This is a genomic window from Leisingera sp. XS_AS12 (genome assembly GCF_041224635.1).
GTDB lineage: Bacteria > Pseudomonadota > Alphaproteobacteria > Rhodobacterales > Rhodobacteraceae > Leisingera.
This window is the reverse complement of record NZ_JBGFGM010000061.1, coordinates 75,053-96,278: the sequence shown is the minus strand read 5'-3', so window position 1 is coordinate 96,278 and position 21,226 is coordinate 75,053. Positions and strand designations below refer to the sequence as shown.

Below are 21,226 nucleotides of genomic sequence, written 5' to 3'. Positions count from 1 at the left end.
AGACATTTTCGGTCAAAAAGAATACAAATGCCGCCACATTCACCGCCGATCTTTGAATTTCTGCTGTTTGAGGGGTTCTCCAACATGGTGCTGGCCAGCGCTATGGAACCCTTGCGCGACGTGCGGATGAACGCGGGCCAGGATGTGGCCGGATGGCGCGTCACGACGCTGGATGGTGGACCGGTGAGAAGCTCCAGTGGTCTTCAGATCACCCCGGATGGGGCCTTTGACGAACAACTACGCAACCGAAGCCTGGTCTTGGTTGCTGGCTATCACGTACGAGACCAAACCGCGCCGACACTTCTGACCAAGCTAAGGGTTGCGGCGCGCCGAGCCGAGCAAGTCCTGGCGCTCGACACGGCGGCTTGGCTACTGGCTGAAGCGGGCCTGTTGGACGGGCACACCGCGACGATCCACTGGCAGGAACTGGATGCCTTCGCGGAGGCTTTTCCTAGAACCGAAGTTTCCACCAGCCGCTTCGTGCGATCCGGTCCCTTCCTCACCTGCGGCGGAGCCAGCACCGCGCTCGATATGATGTTGGGCCTCATTCAGGATCTTTACGGCTCCGCGGCGGCCTTCGGCGCTTCGACCATGTTCGTCTATGATCCCTCACGGCAATCGGAAGCGAACCGTGGCGCGGCTCGGCTGAAACAGCGGGGGTCGCCGAAGATTTTGAAGGCAGCGAACCTGATGGTAGAGCACATCGAAACCCCGCTGAGCACGGCGGCGCTGGCGAAACGCGTCTCCCTGTCCGAGCGCACGTTGGCCCGCGCCTTTCAGCGCGAGCTGGGCATGACGCCAGGGAAATACTACAAGATGTTGCGGCTTCAGCACGCCCGATACCTGTCGGAAGAAACCCAGTTGAGCTTGGAGCAAATCGCTCACCGGTGTGGTTTTTCCTGTGCCTCCTCATTGGGGCGCTCCTTCACCGGGCTTTATGGGCGAAACATTCGTGACACCCATATTCGCGAATAGGCACAGCAATGTTGTCCTTTAAATCGGTTTCGGTCCGGTGCAGCGCCTATGAGGCTTTTCTTTCGAAGCCCAACAGTTGCCACCGCAAGGAAGAGCCGTCTTACGGGAATGATTTCAAGTTCAAGTAGACATGGAAAGCGGGCGTCGTGCCCCGATCAATTCCGCAATCACGGTCTCCGTGAGGGGCTTTGTCAGAATTTTCAGTTGGGGCAGACCGTTCAGGACGTCAGGGGGACGTACCGTTTGTCGCGTCGACATGAGAACCAGATCGCAGGTTGGATGCAGGTCGCATGCCAGTTGAAGCAGTTCCCACCCGGATGCGCCGTCGTCCAGGTTTAGATCGCTGATCACCATGTCCAGCCTGTGCTGGTGCTTGATCAGATTATTGCCCTCGCCAAAACTTGAAGCCGCCAAAACGACATAGCCAAGACGTTCCAAGGCGGTGGATGTGGCCGTCAGGTTGGTCAGGTCGTCGTCGACCACCAGGATCGTTCCCTGGTTTCGGGGTTTTCGCGCGGCGTCAGGGGCTTGCGCCAAGGGGGGGAGTTCCATTGTGACCGTTGTGCCTGCCTGCGGAGGTGCCGTCCGTGATTGGATTGTCAGCCGTCCGCCTGATTGGTGAACGAACCCGTCGACCATGGACAGCCCAAGGCCTGTTCCGTTGCCATCGTTGCGGTGGGTGAAGAAGGGCTCCGTGGCCCGCCGCAGGACGTCGGGCGTCATACCGCACCCGCTGTCCTGGATCGACAATCGTGCGCCACCGCTCTCCCCGTGGCCAACGGAAATTCGGATCGTGCCGGTATCTTTGATCGCTTGCCCCGCATTGACGCACAGGTTGAGGATCGCGCTTTCCAGTTGCCCCGGATCAACTCGCGCCAAAACAGGAGGGTCGTCGCATTGAAACTCGAGGGAAACCCCCGCGGGCAATGCCATTTCCAGAAGGTCGGCCATGCCTTCAACCAGCAATCCGATGTCAGTTACCTGCGGTTCAAGATGCTGTTTGCGCGCGAAGGCGAGCAGGCGCTCGGTCAATGACACGCCCAAGTCCACCGCAGATCTGATACGGGCGCGGAAGTGCTGCGAACTTTGATCGTCTGCATTCTCGAGAAGATGCAAGTTGCCGGAAATGCTGGATAGGATATTGCCAAAGTCGTGGGCGACTTCGCCAGTTACCTTTCCCAGCGTTTCCACGCGCCGGATTTCTTCCAGCCTTTCGTCTATACGTTTCCGCTCTGTCGTCTCTGACAAAAGCCAGACCGCACCACCGTCGGGCAGGGGGGAGTGGCGCAGCTCCAGAACATGACCCGAAGGGTCGACGTACTCCTCAAACCCGCCCCGTTCGTCGGCGCTGGCCTGCCGCACGAAGGCCGAGCGCGCGATGAGGGTTTCCATATCGGTTTTTGGTTTGGCGTCATCCGACGGCAGGCGCAGCAGGGCGCGCAGATTTTGATTTTCAGCGTCGATCTGCCCATCGACCGAGGTGATGGCCACGCCGTCCTTGATGTTTCGAAAAACTCGCGAAAACAACGCATTCTGACGCAGGACCTGGGCAGTACGGCGATCGAGTTTGCGCGCGTTGTCGCGAAACACTTGGAAAGCGGCAAAGAGTTGACCGATTTCATCGGTCCCAACGCCTGCCCGCGGGAGTTCACTGCGATGATCTCCTTGCGCCAGCGCGCGCATTGCCGTCGCCACCCGTTTCAGGTTGCGCGTGACATAGCGAGATACATAAAGCGCAGAGGTTACGGCGACCAAAAGGCTCATCAGCGTGAAAGTGAGAAAGGACTTCTTGGCGATGCCAAGATTGTGCGAGGTTTCTGCACGCGCCCGGCTGAGACGGCTCTCGGCAAGGGCAACCTTTTCTTCGGCATAGGTGGTGATGCGACCGACTTCCTGGCGTATACGAAAGAGCGCATTCTCGGCATCAAGCTGAGCAGCGAGTGCACGATGCTTCAGAACAAAAAGCCCACTGTCGCGGGAAACGGCGGCTTGGATCTCCTGATAGGTTGCCAGGTGGGAAGACAGCAACCGTGGCTCAACACTTTTCTCGATCTTGTTGAAATGCCGCGTGAATTCACCCAGTTCGATCAGTTCAGCGGCCCGTCCCGCAGCGATGGCGCTGGCCGTCAGCTGTTGAAGACTGGCCCAAATTTCACGCTCTCTCAGTGCGAGGCGCGTGTCGGCTGCATAATTGCGGGCGCGGGCGTTCAGCCGCTGCATGTCACGGTCGGTCGCTGTCAGGGCAGCCTTGCGGGCAGCTTGCGGTACCAGCGCTGCGGTCAAATCATCAATGGCAAGTCGAAGCCGTGCCATGGGCAGGGCGAGCGTGGGGTCGTCGCTGGCGTAGGTCTCGATCCGAGCAAGGCTGTCGCGGACCTTTTCGGCTTCCCGCTCCAGCTGGAACGGGGGAAAAAGCGCGTAAAGGAAAGGGGCTGAGGTCGCCAGATCCGCTGCATGGCGCGACAGGTCCAACGCTTCGGAGACTTCCGTGAGCGTCTCCTGATGCAGCACGTTCATCCATGTTTCGGTCCGGTCCAGGACCCTCATGCCGATTATGCTGACAAGCAGGATCAATCCGAACAACACTGCGATCGCAGCCGACAGGCGGAAGCGGACGCTGAATGAGGGAAGCGCGGGCACCACCGGCTCAGCTCCCGGACAACTGGAAGATATAGCCCTGCGCCCGGCGGGTCTGCAGGTGAACAGGTTTGGACGGTACGCTTTCGATCTTGCGGCGCAGGCGCAGGATCAGCACGTCGATGGTGCGGTCCACATAGCGCTGCATGTCGGAGCCCAGCTCCTCCAGCAGTTCTGGGCGCGGGATGACACGGTCGGGGTTGCGGGCGAAATATTCCAGCAGGCGGTATTCGGCGTTGGTCAGCGGGATCTCCTCGCCCTCGGCATTCAGCAGGCGCCGGGACTGCACGTCGATCCGCTTGGACCCAAAGATGATCTCTTGCCCGGGGTTGGCGCTTGGGCGGGTGGTGCCGTGGCCATAGCGGCGCAGCACCGCGCGGATGCGGGCCACCAACTCGCGCGGGTTGAAGGGTTTTATCATGTAATCATCGGCGCCGGTCTCCAGCCCGATGATCTTGTCGATCTCATCGCCGACGCCGGTGAGCATGACAATGGGGATCTCGTAGCGCTCGCGGATGTGGATCGCCAGTGTCAGCCCGGATTCTCCGCGCAGGCGCAAGTCGATCAGTGCCAGATCCACCGGTGGCGGGTCGCCCAAGGCGTGAAAGGCCGGGATGTCGGCGCAGCAAACCGCCCCGAAGCCGCTTTCCTGCATCAACGCGGACAGTGTCTCGCGCATATCGGGGTCATCGTCCACAATGGCGATGAGCGGATCTGTCCGTCCCTCCTGCATGCAACCCTCCTCCTGTCACCTGCGGATCGTTCTGCGGCTTTGGCAGCCGATCTCTTTCTGTGTCGCAAGTAAAGCCCGAGTTTAAGGGGATGCGGGAGGGATTGTAACACTGTTAACATGAAACCCGCTTTGCGGAGGTTTCGTTAACAGAACACGGCTCGCAACCGCCTCGGCGCCGCGCCTATCGTTGCGGGGTCAGCGCCTGGTCGACCGGGGAGAAATCCGGCAGGCGGATCTAGGGAGGATACCATGACAAAGATTATTACCCGTGCCGCAACGGCACTGGGCGTTCTGTCGCTGAGCGCCTTTGCAGCCGCTGCCGAGGATTGTGCCGAACGCGGTGCGCTGGATGCGCTGTACTGCGATGCGAACGGAGATCTGGTGGCGGACACGCCGACCGATCCGGCCAAGCTGAGCAACCCCGACACGCTGGTCTTTGCCTATACGCCGGTCGAAGATCCGGCCGTTTATGCCGACATCTGGGAACCCTTCATCGCGCATCTGTCGGAAAAAACCGGAAAGGACGTGCAGTTCTTCGCCGTGCAGTCGAACTCCGCCGAGGTTGAGGCGATGCGTTCGGGCCGCCTGCATGTGGCGGGTTTCTCCACCGGGCCGACGCCCTTTGCCGTGAACCTTGCCGGTGCCGTGCCTTTTGCCATCATGGGCGCCGAGGATGGCCAGTTTGGCTACAAGCTGCAGGTGTTCACGCAGGCAGACAGCGACATCAAGGAAGTGAAGGATCTGGCGGGCCGCCGTGTGGCGCATACCTCGCCGACATCGAACTCTGGCAACCAGGCGCCGCGCGCGCTGTTCCCGGCGTTGGGCGTCGAACCCGACAAGGATTACGAGGTGATCTATTCCGGCTCCCATGACCAGTCGATGCTGGGCGTGGTCGCGGGCGACTATGACGCAGCGCCGGTGGCATCTGAGGTGGTTGACCGGATGGCGGAACGCGGGCTCTATGACCCCGAGGATGTGCGCATGATCTGGGAGAGCGATCCCTTCCCGACAACGTCGTTCACCGTGGCGCACAACCTCGACCCAGAGCTGACCGCCAAGATCAAGGACGCCTTCTTCAGCTTTGACTTCGCCGGCACCAAGCTGGGCGAGGAATTCGACGGCGTCAGCAAGTTCATCCCGATCACCTACAAGGATCAATGGGCGGTGATCCGTCAGATCCAGGCCTCCAACGGTGTCGAATACACGCCGCAGGGCCTGGCCGGGAAATAACCCAAACTACATCTGAAACAGCCCGGTCAGCACAGGTCTGACCGGGCGCCTTTCGCGGCCCGGTTTGCGCCTCTGCTCAGAGAGCGCGGCAGGGGCGGGGCCGCGCTATGTCCGGGAGACCGTCATGCTGAAAATCACCCAACTGACAAAACGCTATGGATCCGGCGATCCGGTGCTGAAGGAGCTGGATCTGACCGTCGAAGGCGATCAGCTGACCTCAGTTATCGGGTCTTCGGGCGCGGGCAAAAGTACCTTGTTGCGCTGCATCAACCGGCTGGTGGAGCCGACCTCGGGCACCGTCGAGTTGAACGGCACCGATTTCACCACGCTGAGCCGCCGCGAGCTGCGCACCGCGCGACGCCGGATCGGCATGGTGTTTCAGGGCTTCAACCTGATCGACCGGCTGACGGTGATGGAAAATGTCCAGTCCGGGCGGCTGGGTTATATCTCCACCTGGGCGGCGCTGACCCGCCGCTACCCGCGCGAGGACATTCGCCACGCCTATGAGCTGATGGAGCGGGTGGGCATTGCCCATTACGCCAACAAGCGCGCCGACGAGCTGTCCGGCGGCGAGCGCCAGCGCGTCGGTGTGGTGCGCGCGCTTATGCAGCGCCCGGAAATCTTGCTGGCGGATGAACCCACTGCCTCGCTCGACCCCAAGACCTCGGAGCAGATCATGACGCTGCTGCGCGATCTTGCGAATGAGCTGAAGCTGCCGGTGATCATCAACATCCACAACGTGACCGAGGCCAAGGAGTTCAGCGACCGCATCGTCGGCATGCGCTACGGGCGGATTATCTTTGACGACAAGCCCGCGGCACTGGGCAAGGACCAGATGGACGAGATCTACGCAGGCGTGCCGGCCGAGGACCGCGCCCAGGTCGGGGCAGCGGCATGAGCACGGCCAAGGACACCTGGCGCAAGCCGCCATTCATCGCCAATCCGCTGCTGCGCTACGGGCTGATGATAGCGGTCGCGGTCTATTTCGTGGTCACGCTGGCGACCCTGCCCATCGACTGGGACCGGGTCGCAGATGGGATGACGCGGGCGCAGCGCATCTTCAGCGGGGCCTTCCCGCCCAGCTTTGAACGCGCAGGTCTGCTGTTCGACGGCTTCATGGAAAGCCTGAAAATCGCCATCCTCGCCACGGTCGGCGGCATCCTTCTGTCGGTGCCGCTGGCCTTCATGGCAGCCAGCAACATCGCGGTGAAACCGGTCTACCTCATGGGCCGCGGCATCATCATCGTTGCGCGCAGTTTCCATCCGGTGATCGTCGCGATCATCTTTGTGAAGGCGGTGGGCTTTGGCCCCTTTGCCGGCGCGCTGACGCTGGTGGTCTATTCCATCGGCTTTGTCGCCAAACTGCTTGCCGAACGGATTGAAGAAATCGATTTCGGCCAGGTTGAGGCAATGCGCTCGGCCGGGGCGGGTTTCATCGCGACGCTGGCCTATGCGGTGATGCCGCAGATCATGCCGCGTCTTGTCGGCCTTGGCATCTATCAGCTTGACAGTAACCTGCGCGCCTCGGCCGTGGTCGGCATCGTCGGCGCAGGTGGCATCGGCGCGACGCTTGCCAATGCCTTCGGGCGCTATGACTACGACTTTGCCCTGGCGATCACCATGGTCATCGTCGGCGTGATCCTCATCTCCGAGGCGGTGAGCGGATTTATCAGGAAGCGGATTGCATGATGACCAATCAATCTTTGAACCAAACCCTGGACCATTGGTCCCGCTTCACCCTGCGCCAGCGGCTGATGCGCTATGGCGGCTTTGCCCTGACCCTGCTGATTGTCGCCTGGGCGCTGAGCAGCATCGACGTGATCTGGGCCTGGGTCTGGGATGCGCCGTCGCAGATGGGCGATCTGTTTGGCCGGATGATGCCGCCGGACCCGTCGAACCTGCCGTCGATCCTCGAGGCGATCTGGCAAACGGTGAACATCGCCACGCTGGCGACGATGATTGCGGTCGTGGTCTCGCTGCCGGTGGCCTATATCGCGGCGCAGAACACCACGCCGAACAAATTCGCCCTGTGGGTCGGGCGCTTCATTCTGGTCTCCTCGCGGTCGGTGAACACGATCATCTGGGCGCTGTTGTTCGTCGCCATCTTCGGTCCCGGCATCGTGGCCGGCATCGTGGCGATCATGTTCCGCTCCATCGGCTTCTTGGGCAAATTGCTCGGCGAGGCGATCGAGGAGATTGACCGCAAGCCGGTCGAGGCGCTGGAGGCCTGCGGTGCGTCGCGCTTCAAGATCGTGCTTTACGCCATCGTGCCGCAGGTGATGCCCGCGTTCTTCGCGGTGGCGATCCTGCGCTGGGACATCAACCTGAGGGAATCAACCGTTTTGGGGTTAGTTGGCGCGGGCGGTATCGGGATGATCCTGCAGGGGGCCATCGACACGTTCAACTGGCCTGAAGTATCTATGGTTCTGCTGACCATTCTTGCGCTTGTGCTTTTCGGTGAGGTGGTGTCTTCCTACCTGCGAAGGAAAATCCTGTGACAAAAGCGGCAGCTGGTTGGAGATCACTTGGCCTGCCAGGGCAAATGAGGTCGCTGATTTAGGCAACCGGCTGCTGTCCCCCCTGTGAGCACTGAGTAAGATGATTGGCACTGACGACGCATTTGACATGTATGAAAGCCTGCGGTCGGGGTTGCCGACCGCATCGTTTCCAGAGGTGTCCCGCATTGGGAACGACCTAGGCGATACCACCGCCCACTATGACGCCTACATACTCGATGCGTTTGGCGTGTTGAACCGCGGGGAAGCTGCAATTGCCGGTGCCGTCGAACGCATGCGGATGCTCCGGAAACTGGGAAAGCGCCTGGTAGTGCTGACCAATGCCGCGAGCTACACCCGCACCGAAGTACTAGCAAAGTACCACCGGCTGGGATTTGATTTTGAAGCGTCTGAGGTCGTCTCCAGCCGCGACGTTGCCTTCTCGGCCTTGCCACGGTTCCCCGAGGGACAGGTCTGGGCTGCGGCTGCGGCACCGAAAGATGATTTCAGTGACGCGCCGGACACGGTCCAGATTTGCCACTTGGGCGACGATACGGACCTGTTGGACAATGCAGGGGGCTTTTTGCTCCTGTCATCGGACGGCTGGACTGAGGCAAAGACGGCTCTGTTGAAAGAGGCGCTGCAGAAGAAGCCGAGGCCCTTGGTTGTAGCCAACCCGGATCTTGTCGCCCCGCGCGAGGAGGGTCTGTCGGTGGAGCCGGGATTGATCGCGCATGAAATCACGCAGGGCATGCGCAACCCGACCGTCTTTTTTGGCAAGCCCCACGGCAATGCCTTCCGGGCGGCGCTGGCTCGTCTGGAGGGGATCGCGCCGCAACGGATAGCTATGGTCGGGGACACGTTGCACACGGATGTGCTGGGCGGCGCCGCGGCAGGTATCGGGACCATTCTCATCACGGATCATGGCTTGTTCCGGGGTCATGACGTTGCCAGCTACATCGCGCAATCTGAAATCCGACCTAACTGGATCGTGACAACCACTTGATCGCGCCACGAGGATCGGAACGAGGCGGAGGGGAGGCTGGCGCGTCGCTTGCGGCCTTCGGCCTGCCTCCCCGGTAAATGGTCAGAACAGTTGCAGGTCCTTCTGCCCGGTTTGGATTTCGTCCAGACTGGGCATGTTTTGAACCACAAGAGGTGCAGGCGGAGTGCCCGGCATCGCAACAGTGGGCTTCATCGCCGCCTCCATGCCGAAGGCCGGTTTGTCCAACTCTCCCCGGATGTCGCGTAGCAGGGTCTTGTGATCCGGCATGGTCCTCAGGGTCTGCGCGAGATCCATTTTCGCGGCCTTCCACCATTGAAACCAGATCGGCTTCTTCAATGGCCGCAGGCGCTCCCTGATGCCGGTGCCATATCCGGTGTCATAAACCTGTTTGCCCAGAAGCACGGTTTGATAGACGCGATAGTCGAACAGTGTCGCGAACTCGATGTCATGCTCCATCGGCAGGCGGTGCTGCCAAACCTCGAGATTCTCGGCCAGACGGTCTGGAATCTTCATGTCTGTCCGTGCGTCGATCCAGTACTGGTCGTCGGTGCGGTTGCCCAAGCGGTAATGCAGGCAGATGAACTCCAGAACCTCGTCGTAGAGCTTGTTCATCTGGCGGTTGTAGCGTGTCCGCAGGGACGGCGCGATGTCCCGCGTGGGCAGGTGCTCCGCGAACCAGCGCACCGCGTGATCGATCATGTGGATCGCTGTACTCTCGAGTGGCTCGATGAACCCGCCGGACAGACCGATTGCCACGCAGTTCTTGACCCAGGCGTTGCGCACACGCCCGATCCGCATGGGGATCACACGCGGCGTCGCACCCTTGCCGCTGTCACCCAGCCACGCGAGGTATTCATCTGCTGCTTGGTCATCCGTCCGGTGCGCCGAGGAGAACACGTACCCAGTTCCCACCCGGTTGTAGAGCGGCACCCGCCATGTCCAGCCGGCGCCAAGGGCAGTCGCCCGGGTGAGGCTTTCGATCTTCTCGGGATCCGGATGCTCGATCTGCAACGCCATGGCGCGGTCGTTGGGCAGATAGTCCGAGTAGTCCATGAACGGCTCGCCGAGCGCTTTGTTGATGATCAGGCCACGGAACCCGGTGCAGTCTATGACCATCTCGATGTCATGGCGCCCCTTATGCTCCAGCATCAGGTGGCTTACGTTGCCCTGTTCGTCGAGCTCGACCGATTTCACCTCGTCCTGGATATGCTCCACGCCGCGCTTGGTACAGACCTTGGTGAGCATGCCCGCAAATTTCACGGCGTCCAGGTGGTAGGCATAACCAAACCGCTGTTCGAACTCGGGCTGGCCCAGCTGCCGGGCACCTTTGCACAGGCGGCCGAGATCGTCGTGCGGTGAGATGGACTGGGTGAAATCCCGATCGCCGTTGCCGAAACGCAGAAAATACTCGGCAGCGTCCAGTCCATCGATCATCTGGCCGTGGGCAAAGGGGTTCACGTAATCAATGCGGTTGCCCTTGGCATCGGTGTTCCAATTGCAGAACTTCACGCCCAGTTTGAACGACGCGTTGGTCTCGCGGAAAAACGACCGCTCTGAGATGCCCGCCTGTCGCAGCGTTCCCGGCATCCGCGGCACCGTGGCCTCGCCGACCCCCACGGTCGAGATGTTGGGGCTCTCGATCAGGCAGAGGTGCGGCCGGTCCTTGGGCGAGGAGGTGCGCGCGAACAGCGTGTCGAGGATCAGCGCGGTCATCCAGCCGGCCGTGCCGCCGCCGACGATGGTGATTTTGCGCAAACGATTATTCATGTAGTTCTGTCCCTGTTGGCTTTTTCTGGCTTTTTACAGGGATCGTAGCGCAGCTATTCGGCGCCTGGCTAGAACCAATATTGCATGGTTTGGACCTCGTATCAGGCGACGTTGCGGACGGTCGCCCTTGGTTTGCCACCGGGTCCGCTGGCAATTGTGCCGCGGAGAGCGACTAAACAATTGAATTTCGAACCAAACCCGCAGCCATGTGGCGGCGTGTCCGTCTGGCCACCTGTTCCATCAATCCATGGCAACTCGTGCTCAAGACAGCTGATCGCACGGCCAGTCTGAGGGAACGGTTTCGGCAATTCTCAGCCGCGCCCCTATGAGGCGCGGCCTTTTCATCATCGTAGGGGCCGCTGGCATTAGAACCAGCGAACGGTATCCTCCATCGTGCGGCGTGTCTTGGGGAACTGCGGGTCTGCCGCGCGGTAACCAAAGGCGAACATCACTGCGGGCTTGTAGTGTTTGGAGTCGATGCCGAAGTGCTTTTCTAGCGTTTCGGTCGTCCGGTCCATGTCGAATCCTTCGATCGGGCAGGAGTCGATGCCCATCAGCGCTGCAGATGTCATCATGTTGGCGAGCACGATATAGGCCTGTTTGCCGGCCCAATCGGTCATCTCGCGATCCGTCGTGATCTTGTGGTCAGTCGACTGAAACTTGCCATATGCGCCGTTGAAAATCTCGATGACGTCTTCCGGCAGTTGCTTCACATTGCGGTAGAAGTCCTGAAGATATGCTGACCCCGCAGTCATCGCCTCGGCAGTGTTCACAACAATGATGCCGAAATGGCTGGCGGTGCCGAGCTGGCCGGTGGTGCCGTTCATCATGCCATTCGCCCCCCAGGAAAACTCACGGAACAATTCCCGTTTTTCCTGGGACTGGATCATGAGGATCTTAAACGGCTCGTGCCCGAAGGACGTCGGCGACAGCCGCGCGGCCTCAAGAATGGTCTCGAATTCTCCCTCGCTGATTTTGCGGTCCCGATCAAACACCTTGGTGGCGTGACGAAAGTTGAAGGCCTGGATGATTTCGGCCTGGATGCGGGCGGTGTCGGTGACGTCTTTCATGGTTTTCTCTCCAATTCTGATGACGCCGATTTAGGCTGAGGCTGCGCGAAGGATTAGAAGCCGCATTGCCAAAACAGAATTCGGATATTCGGCATTAATGCTCCACACCCTGGCTCGCCACGCCACGCGAAACCGGACGTGCTTGGAGATTCATACCCCCTGATCCGGCGGACCACTGGTCCTGTCGGCCTGCCCGAAAGCGAAGGCAGCGCCGGAACGAGTTCCAACCCTGATGAGTTCTGTTTCCAAGGAGGCTCATCATGACTATGCGATTTGAACAAATCCTGGCGGAAGGTGTCGCTGAATGTTCCTATCTACTGGGGGATGATGCCGCGCATGTCTGTGCCGTTGTCGACCCCCGCCCCGATGTCGACATCTATCTTGAAACGGCGCGCCGCTACGGGTTGGCGATCACCCATGTCTTCGAGACCCACATCCACGCGGACTTTCTGAGTGGCGCGCGGGAACTGGTCGAACGTCTCGGCGGGCAGGCAAAGCTTTACGTCAGCGAAGAAGGCGGAGCAGAGTATGGTTTTGACCATGAAACCGTGAAGGACGGGGACGAGTTCACCTTTGGCAGCTTGCGAATGAAGGCCCGCTTTACCCCAGGTCACACGCCTGAGCACATGTCCTATTTCCTGTTTGATGGCGAAACCGAGACGCCTTGGGGCGTACTCTCGGGGGACGCCTTCTTCGTCGACAGCGTCGGTCGGCCGGACCTTCTGGGGAAAGAGCAAACAGAGAAACTGGCGGAGCAGCTGTTCCACACCGTGCGCGACATCTTCATGGCGCTGCCGGACGATGTGATCATATACCCCTGCCATGGGGCCGGGTCAGCCTGCGGGCCGGACATCGGCGATCGCATGTCGAGCACTATCGGCTATGAACGCAAGTTCAATGATTATGCCCGTATCGAAGACCTCGACAGGTTCAAGGAGGTGATCCTCGGCGACGCCCCACCAGTGCCCACGCATTACCCGCGCATGAAAAAGGTCAACGCCAAAGGGCCCGAAGTGCTTGGCAACTTGCCGCGGATCGAGCCGATGTCGGTGGAGCGTTTTGCCGCCGCTATTAAGGGGGACGCGCAGGTTCTCGATGTGCGCGACATGATGGGGTTCGGTTCCGGTCATGTGCCGGGGAGCCTGAACATCGGCGCGCAGCCCGAACTGTCTGTTTGGGCGGGTTGGTTGATTGACCCGGAGAAACCGATCTTCCTCGTCCTCCCGGATGACAGAAAGGTGTCCGACGTGCTGCGATTGTTGTGGCGCACGGGATTTACCAATTTCGGCGGCTACCTGGCTGGCGGAATAAACGCCTGGCGTGAAGCTGGACGGGAATTTTCGCAGATCCCACAGAACTCTGTTCATGACCTGAAAGCGGCGGAGGACATCACGCCACTTGACGTGCGCAAACCCGACGAATGGGGAGCTGGGCACATTCCCGGCGCCCAACATGTCTTTTTGGGGGAGTTGCGAGACAAACTGGCTGATCTTGATCGTACCGCGCACTATGCAACCTACTGCGCCAGCGGTTTCCGCGCCTCGATCGCAGCCAGTATTCTGAAACAGCATGGATTCGAAAATGTACGTAACGTGCCCGGCAGCTGGAAGGCCTGGCAGGCCGCGGGCTATGCCGTGGAAGAGACGAAGTGAGGAAAGAAACGATGCACGATACAGTTAACATCAATGACCGTTTTACCGTTGCAAAGTTCGCTCCGACCTCTGAGCAGATCGAGAGCGCTGCGCGTCAAGGGTTTCGTTCCATCATCAACTTCCAAACCGGCGAGGAGGTGAAGGCTGACCACATGACACCCGACGAAGAGGCGCGTGTGGCAGGCCAGGCTGGCCTGAAGTATCTGCATCAGCCCGTCGACGTCGCCTCACTGTCTGACGAACTGGTCGACCGTTTTCGTAGCAAGGCTGCTGAACTGCCGACACCTGTTCTGGCGCATTGTGCATCCGGCAAGCGGGCGGCTGCCATGGTGATGATGCACGTCGCATGCGAGGAAGGTATGGACGGCGACACAGCCATTGCCACCGCCCAGGACAGCGGCGCGGAAATCGGATCTTCGGAAATTGAGCATTTCGTGAAAGATTACATCAACCGCCGTAACGCGTAGCACCAGTATGCCAACACGTTCGAGCAGCGCGTGGCGGAGAGGGGAAGCTAACCCTACCGCCTGCTGAGGTCGCAGCCATGCCTATTGGTGCCTCCAACAAGCCGGCGCAAAGGCTAGTGCGTGCTCTGAAAAGGGCCCGCGCTAGCCTTATCTTCAGTCTTCTACACGTTCCCGCTTGGAAGAGGCTTGCAGAAGGAACTCATCAATCGAGTTCACCAGATATGGTTGCGAAGATTTTGTCTCGACCCAGCTCCGGTCTGGGCGGATAGATCCACTGGGTGTTGATCTGGGTCTTCATAGCAGCGCCCTCGGCGCGGATCTTGACGACTTCCCGGTCCCATCCGTTGGTGAACACCGCGCCATAAGGGCCGAGCGCGAGACAGGTCGCGTAAAAGGGTTGGCTATAGGCCGATGTTGCTTTGCCCAGCATGTCCAGAACCGCGTTCTTTCCAGCGGCGAGACCCATGGGTATTGCGTGCTGGCACGACATCAGCGTGTGATGGTCAGCATTGGCTTGGGCAAGCGCGACATCCCCCGCGGCAAAGATCGTCGGCACGCTGCTGACGCGCAGGTCGGCATCTACGGGCACGCGGCCATCCTGCGGGCAGTGGTTCGGCAAGAGCTGGGTCAAAGGAGAGGCGTGAAAGCCGGTCGCGAAAATCAGTGTCCGGGTTTCGATTTCTTCTCCCGTAGACAGCTGAACATGCCGTTCCGATGCGGAAACAACAGAGGTATCCCCTTTGAACTGGATATCATTTTCCCGCAGCGCCAGGTGAACTTCCGCCTCCAATGTGTCGCCCAGACCGGCACCCGGCAGCTTGTTTCGATCTATCAACAGAACCCGAAATGCCCGGCCGAAACGGGAACGAAGTGCCAAAGCCACTTCGAGGCCGGTAAAGCTCGCTCCGACAATCAGGATGGTTCCAGCGCAGGTGTCATTTACATCCAAGGTATCAAGATGACGATCCAGCCTTTGCGTGCTGTCATGCGTGTCCACGACAAAGCCAAACTCTTCTGCGCCTGGGATCGGGGGCAGATGGGCTTGGCTGCCTGTCGCAAGGATTAACCGGTCATGATGGAGCGTTTCAGACGTGCCAAGACGTACGGTCGAAGGACTGATGCCAATGATCTCCCCAAGTGTCAGATCGACACCGATCTCGTCAAACAAGGGCCGCATCGGTACGAGCATCTCGGGTGTCGCCCCCTCGTATAGTCGTGGACGAATGCTCAGCTGATCTGTGTTCGATACGAGACGGATTGATAGGTCCGTTGCGCCTTCTTGTTGGCGCGTTGCGGCGGCGGCCATGGCGGCCCAGACCCCGGCAAACCCTCCGCCTGCAATCAGTAGTTCTGTCATGGTGTTTTCTCCTGAATGTTGCTTCGGTAAGGGCTTTACGCTTCGCAGACTTGCGAATAAATCGAAGTTTGTGACTATTTGATTCCTGAAAATGAGAGCGCATGATTGACTGGGAAGCCTACCGACTTGTCCTGAGTATCGCCCGGTGCGGTCGCATGTCCGAAGCGGGCAGGGAGCTCGGCGTGACCCAATCCACGATGTTCCGTCGCCTGGCGGATCTGGAGGCGAAGTTGGGCCGCCCGTTGTTTCATCGGGACCAGGGAGCCTACACGCCGAATGAGGATGGGCTGCGCCTCGTGGCGGCCGCTGAAAATATGGAGCAGAACGCCGCTGAAGCGCTGCGACAGGTGACGGGACTGGATCAGAAGTTGAGGGGGAGAGTGACGATCGCGGCGAGCGAGGTGCTGGCTTCATTCTTCCTGGCACGTCATGTCGCAGCGATCGGGCAGGCGCATAAGGGGCTAGAGGTCAGCCTGCTCGCGGGCAATCAGACGCTGAGCCTGGCAAACCTTGAAGCCGATATTGCGATACGTCCGCAGCGTCCGAAAGATGGCGCCCTTTTTGGTCGCAAGCTGGCGACGATACGCTGGGCCGTTTACGCGCCTGAAGGGACGGCGGATCTTGCAAGCGACATGCCCGATGGCAGGATCGGTTTCCTGGGTGACATCTTTGTAGAACGTATTATCCAGTCGCAAAATGCGCATACGCCGGATCGGGCCGCGCAGTTTTTCTCCAACAGTTTGGTATTGAGCGCGAGCCTTGCCGCGAGCACCAAATCAGAGGCGTTTCTTCCCGTCATACTGGGGGAACAATGGCCGGGCCTGGTACGCAATTCCGATCCGATCACCCACGACTTCAGCGAACTCTGGATCGTATGCCACAACGACATGCGAAAGAATGCAAAGGTCCGCGTGGTCTTTGATGCTCTCATCGAGGCCGCACGTGCGGACCGCGCATTGTTTGAAGGGACACCATCCGTGTCCCAATGAAGGCATCCCATCAAGCGCGATTGCGTCGCCGCGCTTGATGAGATTGTCGCGGCTGCAGCCCGGGCCTTCCGCCGGTATAAAGTGAACTTATAGCAAGGGTATCCAGACCCCGAAAAATGCAACTAGCTACCCGATGGCTTTGGACTGGTTGACGCGCTTCGATAGTTCCTTGTGGCTCTCAACCCGTTCCGAGTAGCGGTAAGTGAGGTGGTCCTTGATGTCGCGTGTGAGCAGGGTGAATTTGACGAGCTCCTCCATCACATCGACGATCCGGTTGTAATAAGGTGAAGGCTTCATACGCCCGTTTTCGTCGAATTCGTCCCAGGCTTTGGCAACAGAAGACTGGTTGGGAATCGTCAACAGGCGCATCCACCGCCCGAGAATGCGCAGTTGGTTCACGGTGTTGAAGCTTTGCGAGCCGCCGCAGACCTGCATTACGGCTAGCGTCTTGCCCTGAGTCGGCCGTACTCCTCCCAGACTGAGAGGGATCCAGTCGATCTGCGCCTTCATGATGCCGGTCATGGCCCCGTGGCGCTCGGGCGAGGACCAGACCATGCCTTCGCACCAGTTCACAAGATCCCGCAGTTCTACGACCTTTGGATGATCCGCTTCACAGCTGTCCGGCAAGGGCAGGCCACGCGGATCGAAAATGCGGACCTCCGCGCCGAGGTGTTGCAGGACGCGCGCCGCCTCTTCGGTGGCAAAGCGGGAGAAGCTACGCGCCCGCAGCGAGCCATATAGCATCAGAATTCGGGGTGCGTGCTGGCTGCGTGTTGCAGGAAACAGCGCGGCCGGGTCGATGCTGGCAAGTCTGGTGCTGTCCAGTTGGGGGGTATCGGTCAAATGCGGTCTCCATTTTTATTTATTACCATCTGGCCGTCTTCCTTGTAGACCGGCCCCGTGGGCAGAGTGTCGAGGAGGTCGAACACCTGCTCGGACGGGCGGCAGAGGCGGACGCCCTTTGCAGTGCAGACAATCGGGCGATTGACCAGGATCGGGTGCGCCAACATCGCATCAAGGATGCGGTCGTCCGTGACGCCGGGCTCCAACAGGCCCAATTCCAGCGCGGGCGATTTGGTTTCGCGAAGTGCCTCCCGTGGTGTAAGCCCGGCCGCCGCGAACAGCGCCAGCAGCTGTGGGCGGGTCCAACCTTCGTCCAAGTAATTGACGACTACCGGCTCGACGCTGCTGGCACGGATAAAAGCCAGCACGTTGCGCGAGGTGCCGCAGTCGGGATTGTGGTGCATGACGATCATCGGTCAGCCCTTCGGAAAACGACTGCGGGTTCGGTTGGCAAAGGCCACAAGCGACAGCATGACGGGCACTTCGACAAGCACACCGACCACAGTCGCCAGCGCCGCACCCGAATTCAGGCCAAAGAGGCTGATGGCGACGGCTACGGCCAGTTCGAAGAAGTTCGAGGTGCCGATCATCGCGCAAGGCGCGGCAATCTTGTGCGGAACGCGCAATGCGTAGGCAGCCCCGTAGGCTAGGGCAAAAATGCCGTAGGACTGGATCAGGATCGGTACGGCAATCAGCAGGATCACACCGGGCCGAGAGAGAATGGTTTCGCCCTGCAGGCCGAACAGGATGGCAACCGTGGCGATGAGCCCGGTCATGGACAGCGGTTTGATCCGCGCGGTGAAGGCGTCGATGGCGGCCTGCGATCCCAGCACACGGCGGGTTATCAGCCCGGCCACCAATGGCAGGACGACATAAAGTAGCGTGGCCAGAAGCAGCGTGTCCCAAGGCACGACCACGTCTGTCACCCCCAGCAACAGGGCGACGATAGGGGCAAAGGCCACCACCATGATGAGGTCGTTCACCGAGACCTGCACCAAAGTGTAAGTGGCGTCGCCACGGGTCAGCTGCGACCAGACAAACACCATGGCGGTACAGGGTGCCGCGCCCAGAAGGATCAGCCCCGCAATATACTGCGCGGCGTCTTCCGGCACGATCCATGGCGCAAAGACATGGTCAAAGAAGACCACCGCGAGCAGCGCCATGGTGAAGGGCTTGACCAGCCAGTTCACCACCAGGGTGACGAGCAGCCCCTTGGGTTGCTTGGCCACGCCGGCGACCGCGCTGAAATCAACACTGACCATCATCGGATAGACCATCGCCCAGATCAGCACAGCAACCACGAGGTTGATCGATGCAACCTCGGCCGCAGCGACCGCATTGACGAGGCCCGGCGCAAGCGCGCCGACGGCAATCCCGGCAGCCATCGCCAAGGCGACCCACAGGGTCAGCAGCCCTTCAAAGCGGCCAATCCTGGCGTCCTCGGGAGGGTGTACGGAGGTATCGGCCATTCTGTTCTCCATAATCAATCTTTCATTTCGCGTATTCTCGAATTGATTTCCGAATTACGGCTGGTGCCAGTGCTTGTCAACACTCCTTATTTCGCGTAATTGCGTAATATGAAGCAGCCTCTCGACAATAGCGCCCCGGCCATCGACGCATTTAGTGCCCTCGCACATGAAGCGCGGCTGGCGATTTTTCGGCTTCTGGTCCAGCGTGGGCCCGAGGGCACGCCCGCGATGGAGGTGGGCCGTCTGCTGGATCTGAAACCGTCGACGGTATCCGGGCACCTCGCCACATTGAAGCGGGCCGGGCTGGTCACAGCGGAGCGGCAGCACCGCGAGGTGCTCTACGCGCCGAACTTCGATACCGTGAATGGCGTGGTGCGTTTCCTGCTGCAGGATTGCTGCGGCGGTGACGCCGCAGCCTGTGCCGGGGTTGTCATCCCGGTGAAATAGGCCCCGCCGTGTCCGGCGAGGCCCTTGGCATCAGTCGTCCCAGGCGGGCGCAAGTGTATCAGGCGAGACAATCCGCCCATCGGGTCTTGCCAGCGCGTCGATGCGCGCGATTTCTTCAGCGCTCAAGTTGATCTCCGCAGCGGCCAGATTGCCTGCCAGACGCTCCGCTTTGGCGGTCTTGGGCAGGGCGATAACGCCGGGTTTTGACAGCAGCCAGGCGACGGCGATCGCGGCCGCGCTGGTGCTATGGGTCTCGGCAATCTCGCGGATTGTCGCGTCCTGCATGACCTGCCCCTGCGCCAGCGGTGCATAGGCTTCCAGCGGCAGACCGACCTCATCCATGTAAGCGCGCAGCTTGCTCTGATCGATGAAGGGGTGCAGCTCCACCTGGTTGGTCGCCAGCGGCGCCTTCAGAATCTGGGCGGCTTCCTTCAGCATCGGCACGGTGAAGTTCGATACGCCACCAAAGCGCACCTTGCCTTCGCTGATCAACTGATCCAGCACCGGGAGTGTCTCGGACAGCGGCACGTCCTTGGACGGCCAATGCAGGAGCAGAAGATCGATGTAGTCAGTCCCGAGCGCCCTGAGACTGGCCTCCGTTGCCTTGCGGAAGCTGTCGGCGGCGAAGTCGCGCGGCAGGATCTTGGTGGTGAGGAAAACCTGGTCCCGCGGTGTTGCAGAGGCACGGATGCCCTCGCCGACTTCAGCCTCGTTCTCATAGGCCTGTGCGGTGTCGATGTGACGATACCCTTCGGCGAGTGCGGCCATGGTGATCTCGCGCGCCTCACCTTCCTGCATCTTGAAGGTGCCAAGGCCTAGGTTTGGAATGGCTGCGGGGCCAATGTTCTTGATGGTCATGGTCTGTTTTCCTCTTTCCATTATTCTGCGGCAAATGGCCGGCCGGATGCGGTGGATTTGTCCAGTCGGCCGGACAGGCGGGTCAGGACAATACCAGCGGCGACGACAAGCGCACCGGCATAGGGAGCGGCGGCAAGGCCCATGGTCTCGACGATCAATCCCCCGGACCAGGCACCCAGCGCAATACCAAGATTGAAGGCACCTATGTTCAGGCCGGAGGCGACGTCAACGGCATCCGGCGCCACCTCACGGGCTATTTGCACCACATAGACTTGCAGTGGGGGCACATTGGCAAAGGCAAAGCCACCCCATACGGCGATCACCACGACGGTCGCGATCGGCGAGGACAGTACGAGACCGAGCGCCATCAGAACCGCGGAGAGGCCAACGAAGATCACCGTGAGGGCAGGAACCGCGCCCATGCGATCAGCCAGCTTACCGCCGACGATATTGCCAACCGCAACAGAAGCTCCGTACAGCAAGATGATCAAGCTCACAGCACCGGTTCCGAAACCGGTGACATCGGTCAGCATCGGCGCAAGATAGGTGAAGGCGATGAAATTGCCGCCGTAGCCAACGGCGGTGATCAGGTAGACCAACAGCAGCCGTGGAGAGACCAGCACGCGGGCCTGGTCACGCAGCCCGGGGGCGCTGCCCTGGCGCAGGTTCGTCGGCACCAGCAGGGCGGACGCGACAAGCCCGATCAGACCCAGCGCTACGACGCCGAGAAACGTCGCCTGCCACCCCCAGGTCTGACCGATCCAGGTCCCCAGTGGCACGCCAGTCACCAGTGCGACCGTCAGGCCAAGGAAAACCAGTGCAATGGCAGAACTCTCCTTATCGCGGCTCACCAGATTGGTAGCGATGGTCGAGGCGATCGCGAAGAACACGCCATGCGCCAACCCGGTGATGAAGCGCGCCGAAATGAGACTGCCGTATCCGGGCGCAAAGGCTGCAAAGCCATTGCCCGCAATGAACAACAGCAACAGGGACAACAACAGTGTCTTGCGTGGCATGCCGCCGGTCAGCGCGGTCAGAACCGGCGCGCCGATGGTCACGCCAAGCGCATAGAGGCTGACCAAAAGGCCGGCGGAAGGAAGGCTGACGCCAAGGTCAGCGGCTATTGTCGGGATAAGGCCGACGATCACGAACTCGGTCGTGCCGACGGCAAAAGCGCTGATCGTCAGCGCCCAAAGTGCGAGTGGCATGGGAAAACTCCAGTATTGCTTTC

The 21,226-nt window shown here is 60.4% G+C and carries 20 protein-coding genes; 10 read left to right on the top strand and 10 right to left on the bottom strand.

Annotated elements, in window-relative coordinates; all coding sequences use genetic code 11:
• Positions 1-27 precede the first annotated feature (27 nt).
• On the top strand, positions 28-975 hold the full coding sequence (locus tag AB9K35_RS02750) for a GlxA family transcriptional regulator (RefSeq protein ID WP_369924360.1): 948 nt from the start codon (positions 28-30) through the stop codon (positions 973-975).
• A 120-nt stretch (positions 976-1,095) separates the two neighbouring features.
• Here the strand turns inward: AB9K35_RS02750 and AB9K35_RS02745 are convergent, their stop codons facing one another.
• Positions 1,096-3,618 carry an ATP-binding protein gene (locus AB9K35_RS02745; RefSeq protein WP_369924358.1) on the bottom strand — a complete coding sequence of 841 codons (2,523 nt, stop codon included), beginning with the start codon at positions 3,616-3,618 and terminating at the stop codon, positions 1,096-1,098.
• Positions 3,619-3,622: 4 nt separating this feature from the next.
• A complete protein-coding gene (locus tag AB9K35_RS02740; protein WP_369924356.1) occupies positions 3,623-4,345 on the bottom strand; it encodes a response regulator transcription factor in 723 nt (240 codons plus the stop codon).
• 249 nt (positions 4,346-4,594) lie between these two features.
• Between AB9K35_RS02740 and phnD the strand changes: the two genes are divergently transcribed.
• The 5 genes from phnD to AB9K35_RS02715 all read left to right on the top strand — a co-directional run bounded on the left by phnD (position 4,595) and on the right by AB9K35_RS02715 (position 9,076).
• Entirely contained in the window at positions 4,595-5,575 is a 981-nt protein-coding gene (gene phnD / locus AB9K35_RS02735) for a phosphate/phosphite/phosphonate ABC transporter substrate-binding protein (protein ID WP_222455613.1), read from the top strand.
• A 124-nt stretch (positions 5,576-5,699) separates the two neighbouring features.
• The gene (phnC, locus tag AB9K35_RS02730; RefSeq protein WP_369924354.1) at positions 5,700-6,473 is read left to right on the top strand and encodes a phosphonate ABC transporter ATP-binding protein; all 774 of its coding nucleotides are present in this window, start codon (positions 5,700-5,702) and stop codon (positions 6,471-6,473) included.
• Complete coding sequence (phnE, locus tag AB9K35_RS02725; RefSeq protein ID WP_369924353.1) at positions 6,470-7,264, top strand: phosphonate ABC transporter, permease protein PhnE; 795 nt, start codon at positions 6,470-6,472, stop codon at positions 7,262-7,264. Before phnC ends, phnE (AB9K35_RS02725) begins: the two co-directional genes overlap by 4 nt.
• Positions 7,264-8,073, top strand: coding sequence for a phosphonate ABC transporter, permease protein PhnE (phnE, locus tag AB9K35_RS02720; protein ID WP_369924351.1), 810 nt, complete (start codon positions 7,264-7,266; stop codon positions 8,071-8,073). The genes phnE (AB9K35_RS02725) and phnE (AB9K35_RS02720) overlap by 1 nt, the downstream gene beginning before the upstream one ends.
• Before the next feature lie 100 nt (positions 8,074-8,173).
• Positions 8,174-9,076, top strand: a complete 903-nt coding sequence (locus AB9K35_RS02715; protein ID WP_369924349.1) for an HAD-IIA family hydrolase — start codon at positions 8,174-8,176, stop codon at positions 9,074-9,076.
• A gap of 81 nt (positions 9,077-9,157) precedes the next feature.
• Here AB9K35_RS02715 and AB9K35_RS02710 read toward each other — a convergent pair whose 3' ends face one another.
• Both AB9K35_RS02710 and AB9K35_RS02705 read right to left on the bottom strand, forming a co-directional pair.
• Positions 9,158-10,843 carry a tryptophan halogenase family protein gene (locus tag AB9K35_RS02710; RefSeq protein ID WP_369924348.1) on the bottom strand — a complete coding sequence of 562 codons (1,686 nt, stop codon included), beginning with the start codon at positions 10,841-10,843 and terminating at the stop codon, positions 9,158-9,160.
• A 365-nt stretch (positions 10,844-11,208) separates the two neighbouring features.
• Positions 11,209-11,913 (bottom strand): NAD(P)H-dependent oxidoreductase, encoded by a 705-nt coding sequence (locus AB9K35_RS02705; protein ID WP_369924346.1) that lies wholly within the window; start codon positions 11,911-11,913, stop codon positions 11,209-11,211.
• Positions 11,914-12,173: 260 nt separating this feature from the next.
• Here AB9K35_RS02705 and AB9K35_RS02700 point away from each other — a divergent pair, with 260 nt between their 5' ends.
• Positions 12,174-13,565: a rhodanese-like domain-containing protein gene (locus tag AB9K35_RS02700; protein WP_369924345.1), complete on the top strand. Its 1,392-nt coding sequence runs from the start codon at positions 12,174-12,176 to the stop codon at positions 13,563-13,565.
• 11 nt (positions 13,566-13,576) lie between these two features.
• On the top strand, positions 13,577-14,032 hold the full coding sequence (locus AB9K35_RS02695) for a beta-lactamase hydrolase domain-containing protein (protein ID WP_369924344.1): 456 nt from the start codon (positions 13,577-13,579) through the stop codon (positions 14,030-14,032).
• Positions 14,033-14,234: 202 nt separating this feature from the next.
• Here AB9K35_RS02695 and AB9K35_RS02690 read toward each other — a convergent pair whose 3' ends face one another.
• On the bottom strand, positions 14,235-15,389 hold the full coding sequence (locus tag AB9K35_RS02690) for an NAD(P)/FAD-dependent oxidoreductase (RefSeq protein ID WP_369924343.1): 1,155 nt from the start codon (positions 15,387-15,389) through the stop codon (positions 14,235-14,237).
• Between the two features lie 101 nt (positions 15,390-15,490).
• Between AB9K35_RS02690 and AB9K35_RS02685 the strand changes: the two genes are divergently transcribed.
• Positions 15,491-16,378, top strand: a complete 888-nt coding sequence (locus AB9K35_RS02685) for a LysR family transcriptional regulator (RefSeq protein WP_369924342.1) — start codon at positions 15,491-15,493, stop codon at positions 16,376-16,378.
• Between the two features lie 126 nt (positions 16,379-16,504).
• Here AB9K35_RS02685 and arsH read toward each other — a convergent pair whose 3' ends face one another.
• The 3 genes from arsH to arsB are packed head-to-tail and all read right to left on the bottom strand — an operon-like array spanning position 16,505 to position 18,690.
• The gene (gene arsH / locus AB9K35_RS02680) at positions 16,505-17,221 is read right to left on the bottom strand and encodes an arsenical resistance protein ArsH (protein WP_369924341.1); all 717 of its coding nucleotides are present in this window, start codon (positions 17,219-17,221) and stop codon (positions 16,505-16,507) included.
• Positions 17,218-17,634: an arsenate reductase (glutaredoxin) gene (gene arsC / locus AB9K35_RS02675; RefSeq protein WP_369924340.1), complete on the bottom strand. Its 417-nt coding sequence runs from the start codon at positions 17,632-17,634 to the stop codon at positions 17,218-17,220. Before arsC ends, arsH begins: the two co-directional genes overlap by 4 nt.
• 3 nt (positions 17,635-17,637) lie before the next feature.
• Positions 17,638-18,690, bottom strand: a complete 1,053-nt coding sequence (gene arsB / locus AB9K35_RS02670; RefSeq protein WP_369924339.1) for an ACR3 family arsenite efflux transporter — start codon at positions 18,688-18,690, stop codon at positions 17,638-17,640.
• Between the two features lie 108 nt (positions 18,691-18,798).
• Between arsB and AB9K35_RS02665 the strand changes: the two genes are divergently transcribed.
• A complete protein-coding gene (locus AB9K35_RS02665) occupies positions 18,799-19,137 on the top strand; it encodes an ArsR/SmtB family transcription factor (RefSeq protein WP_369924338.1) in 339 nt (112 codons plus the stop codon).
• Positions 19,138-19,167: 30 nt separating this feature from the next.
• Here the strand turns inward: AB9K35_RS02665 and AB9K35_RS02660 are convergent, their stop codons facing one another.
• Positions 19,168-19,995 carry an aldo/keto reductase gene (locus tag AB9K35_RS02660; protein WP_369924337.1) on the bottom strand — a complete coding sequence of 276 codons (828 nt, stop codon included), beginning with the start codon at positions 19,993-19,995 and terminating at the stop codon, positions 19,168-19,170.
• Positions 19,996-20,015: 20 nt separating this feature from the next.
• Positions 20,016-21,203, bottom strand: a complete 1,188-nt coding sequence (locus AB9K35_RS02655) for an MFS transporter (protein ID WP_369924336.1) — start codon at positions 21,201-21,203, stop codon at positions 20,016-20,018.
• Between the last annotated feature and the right edge of the window lie 23 nt (positions 21,204-21,226).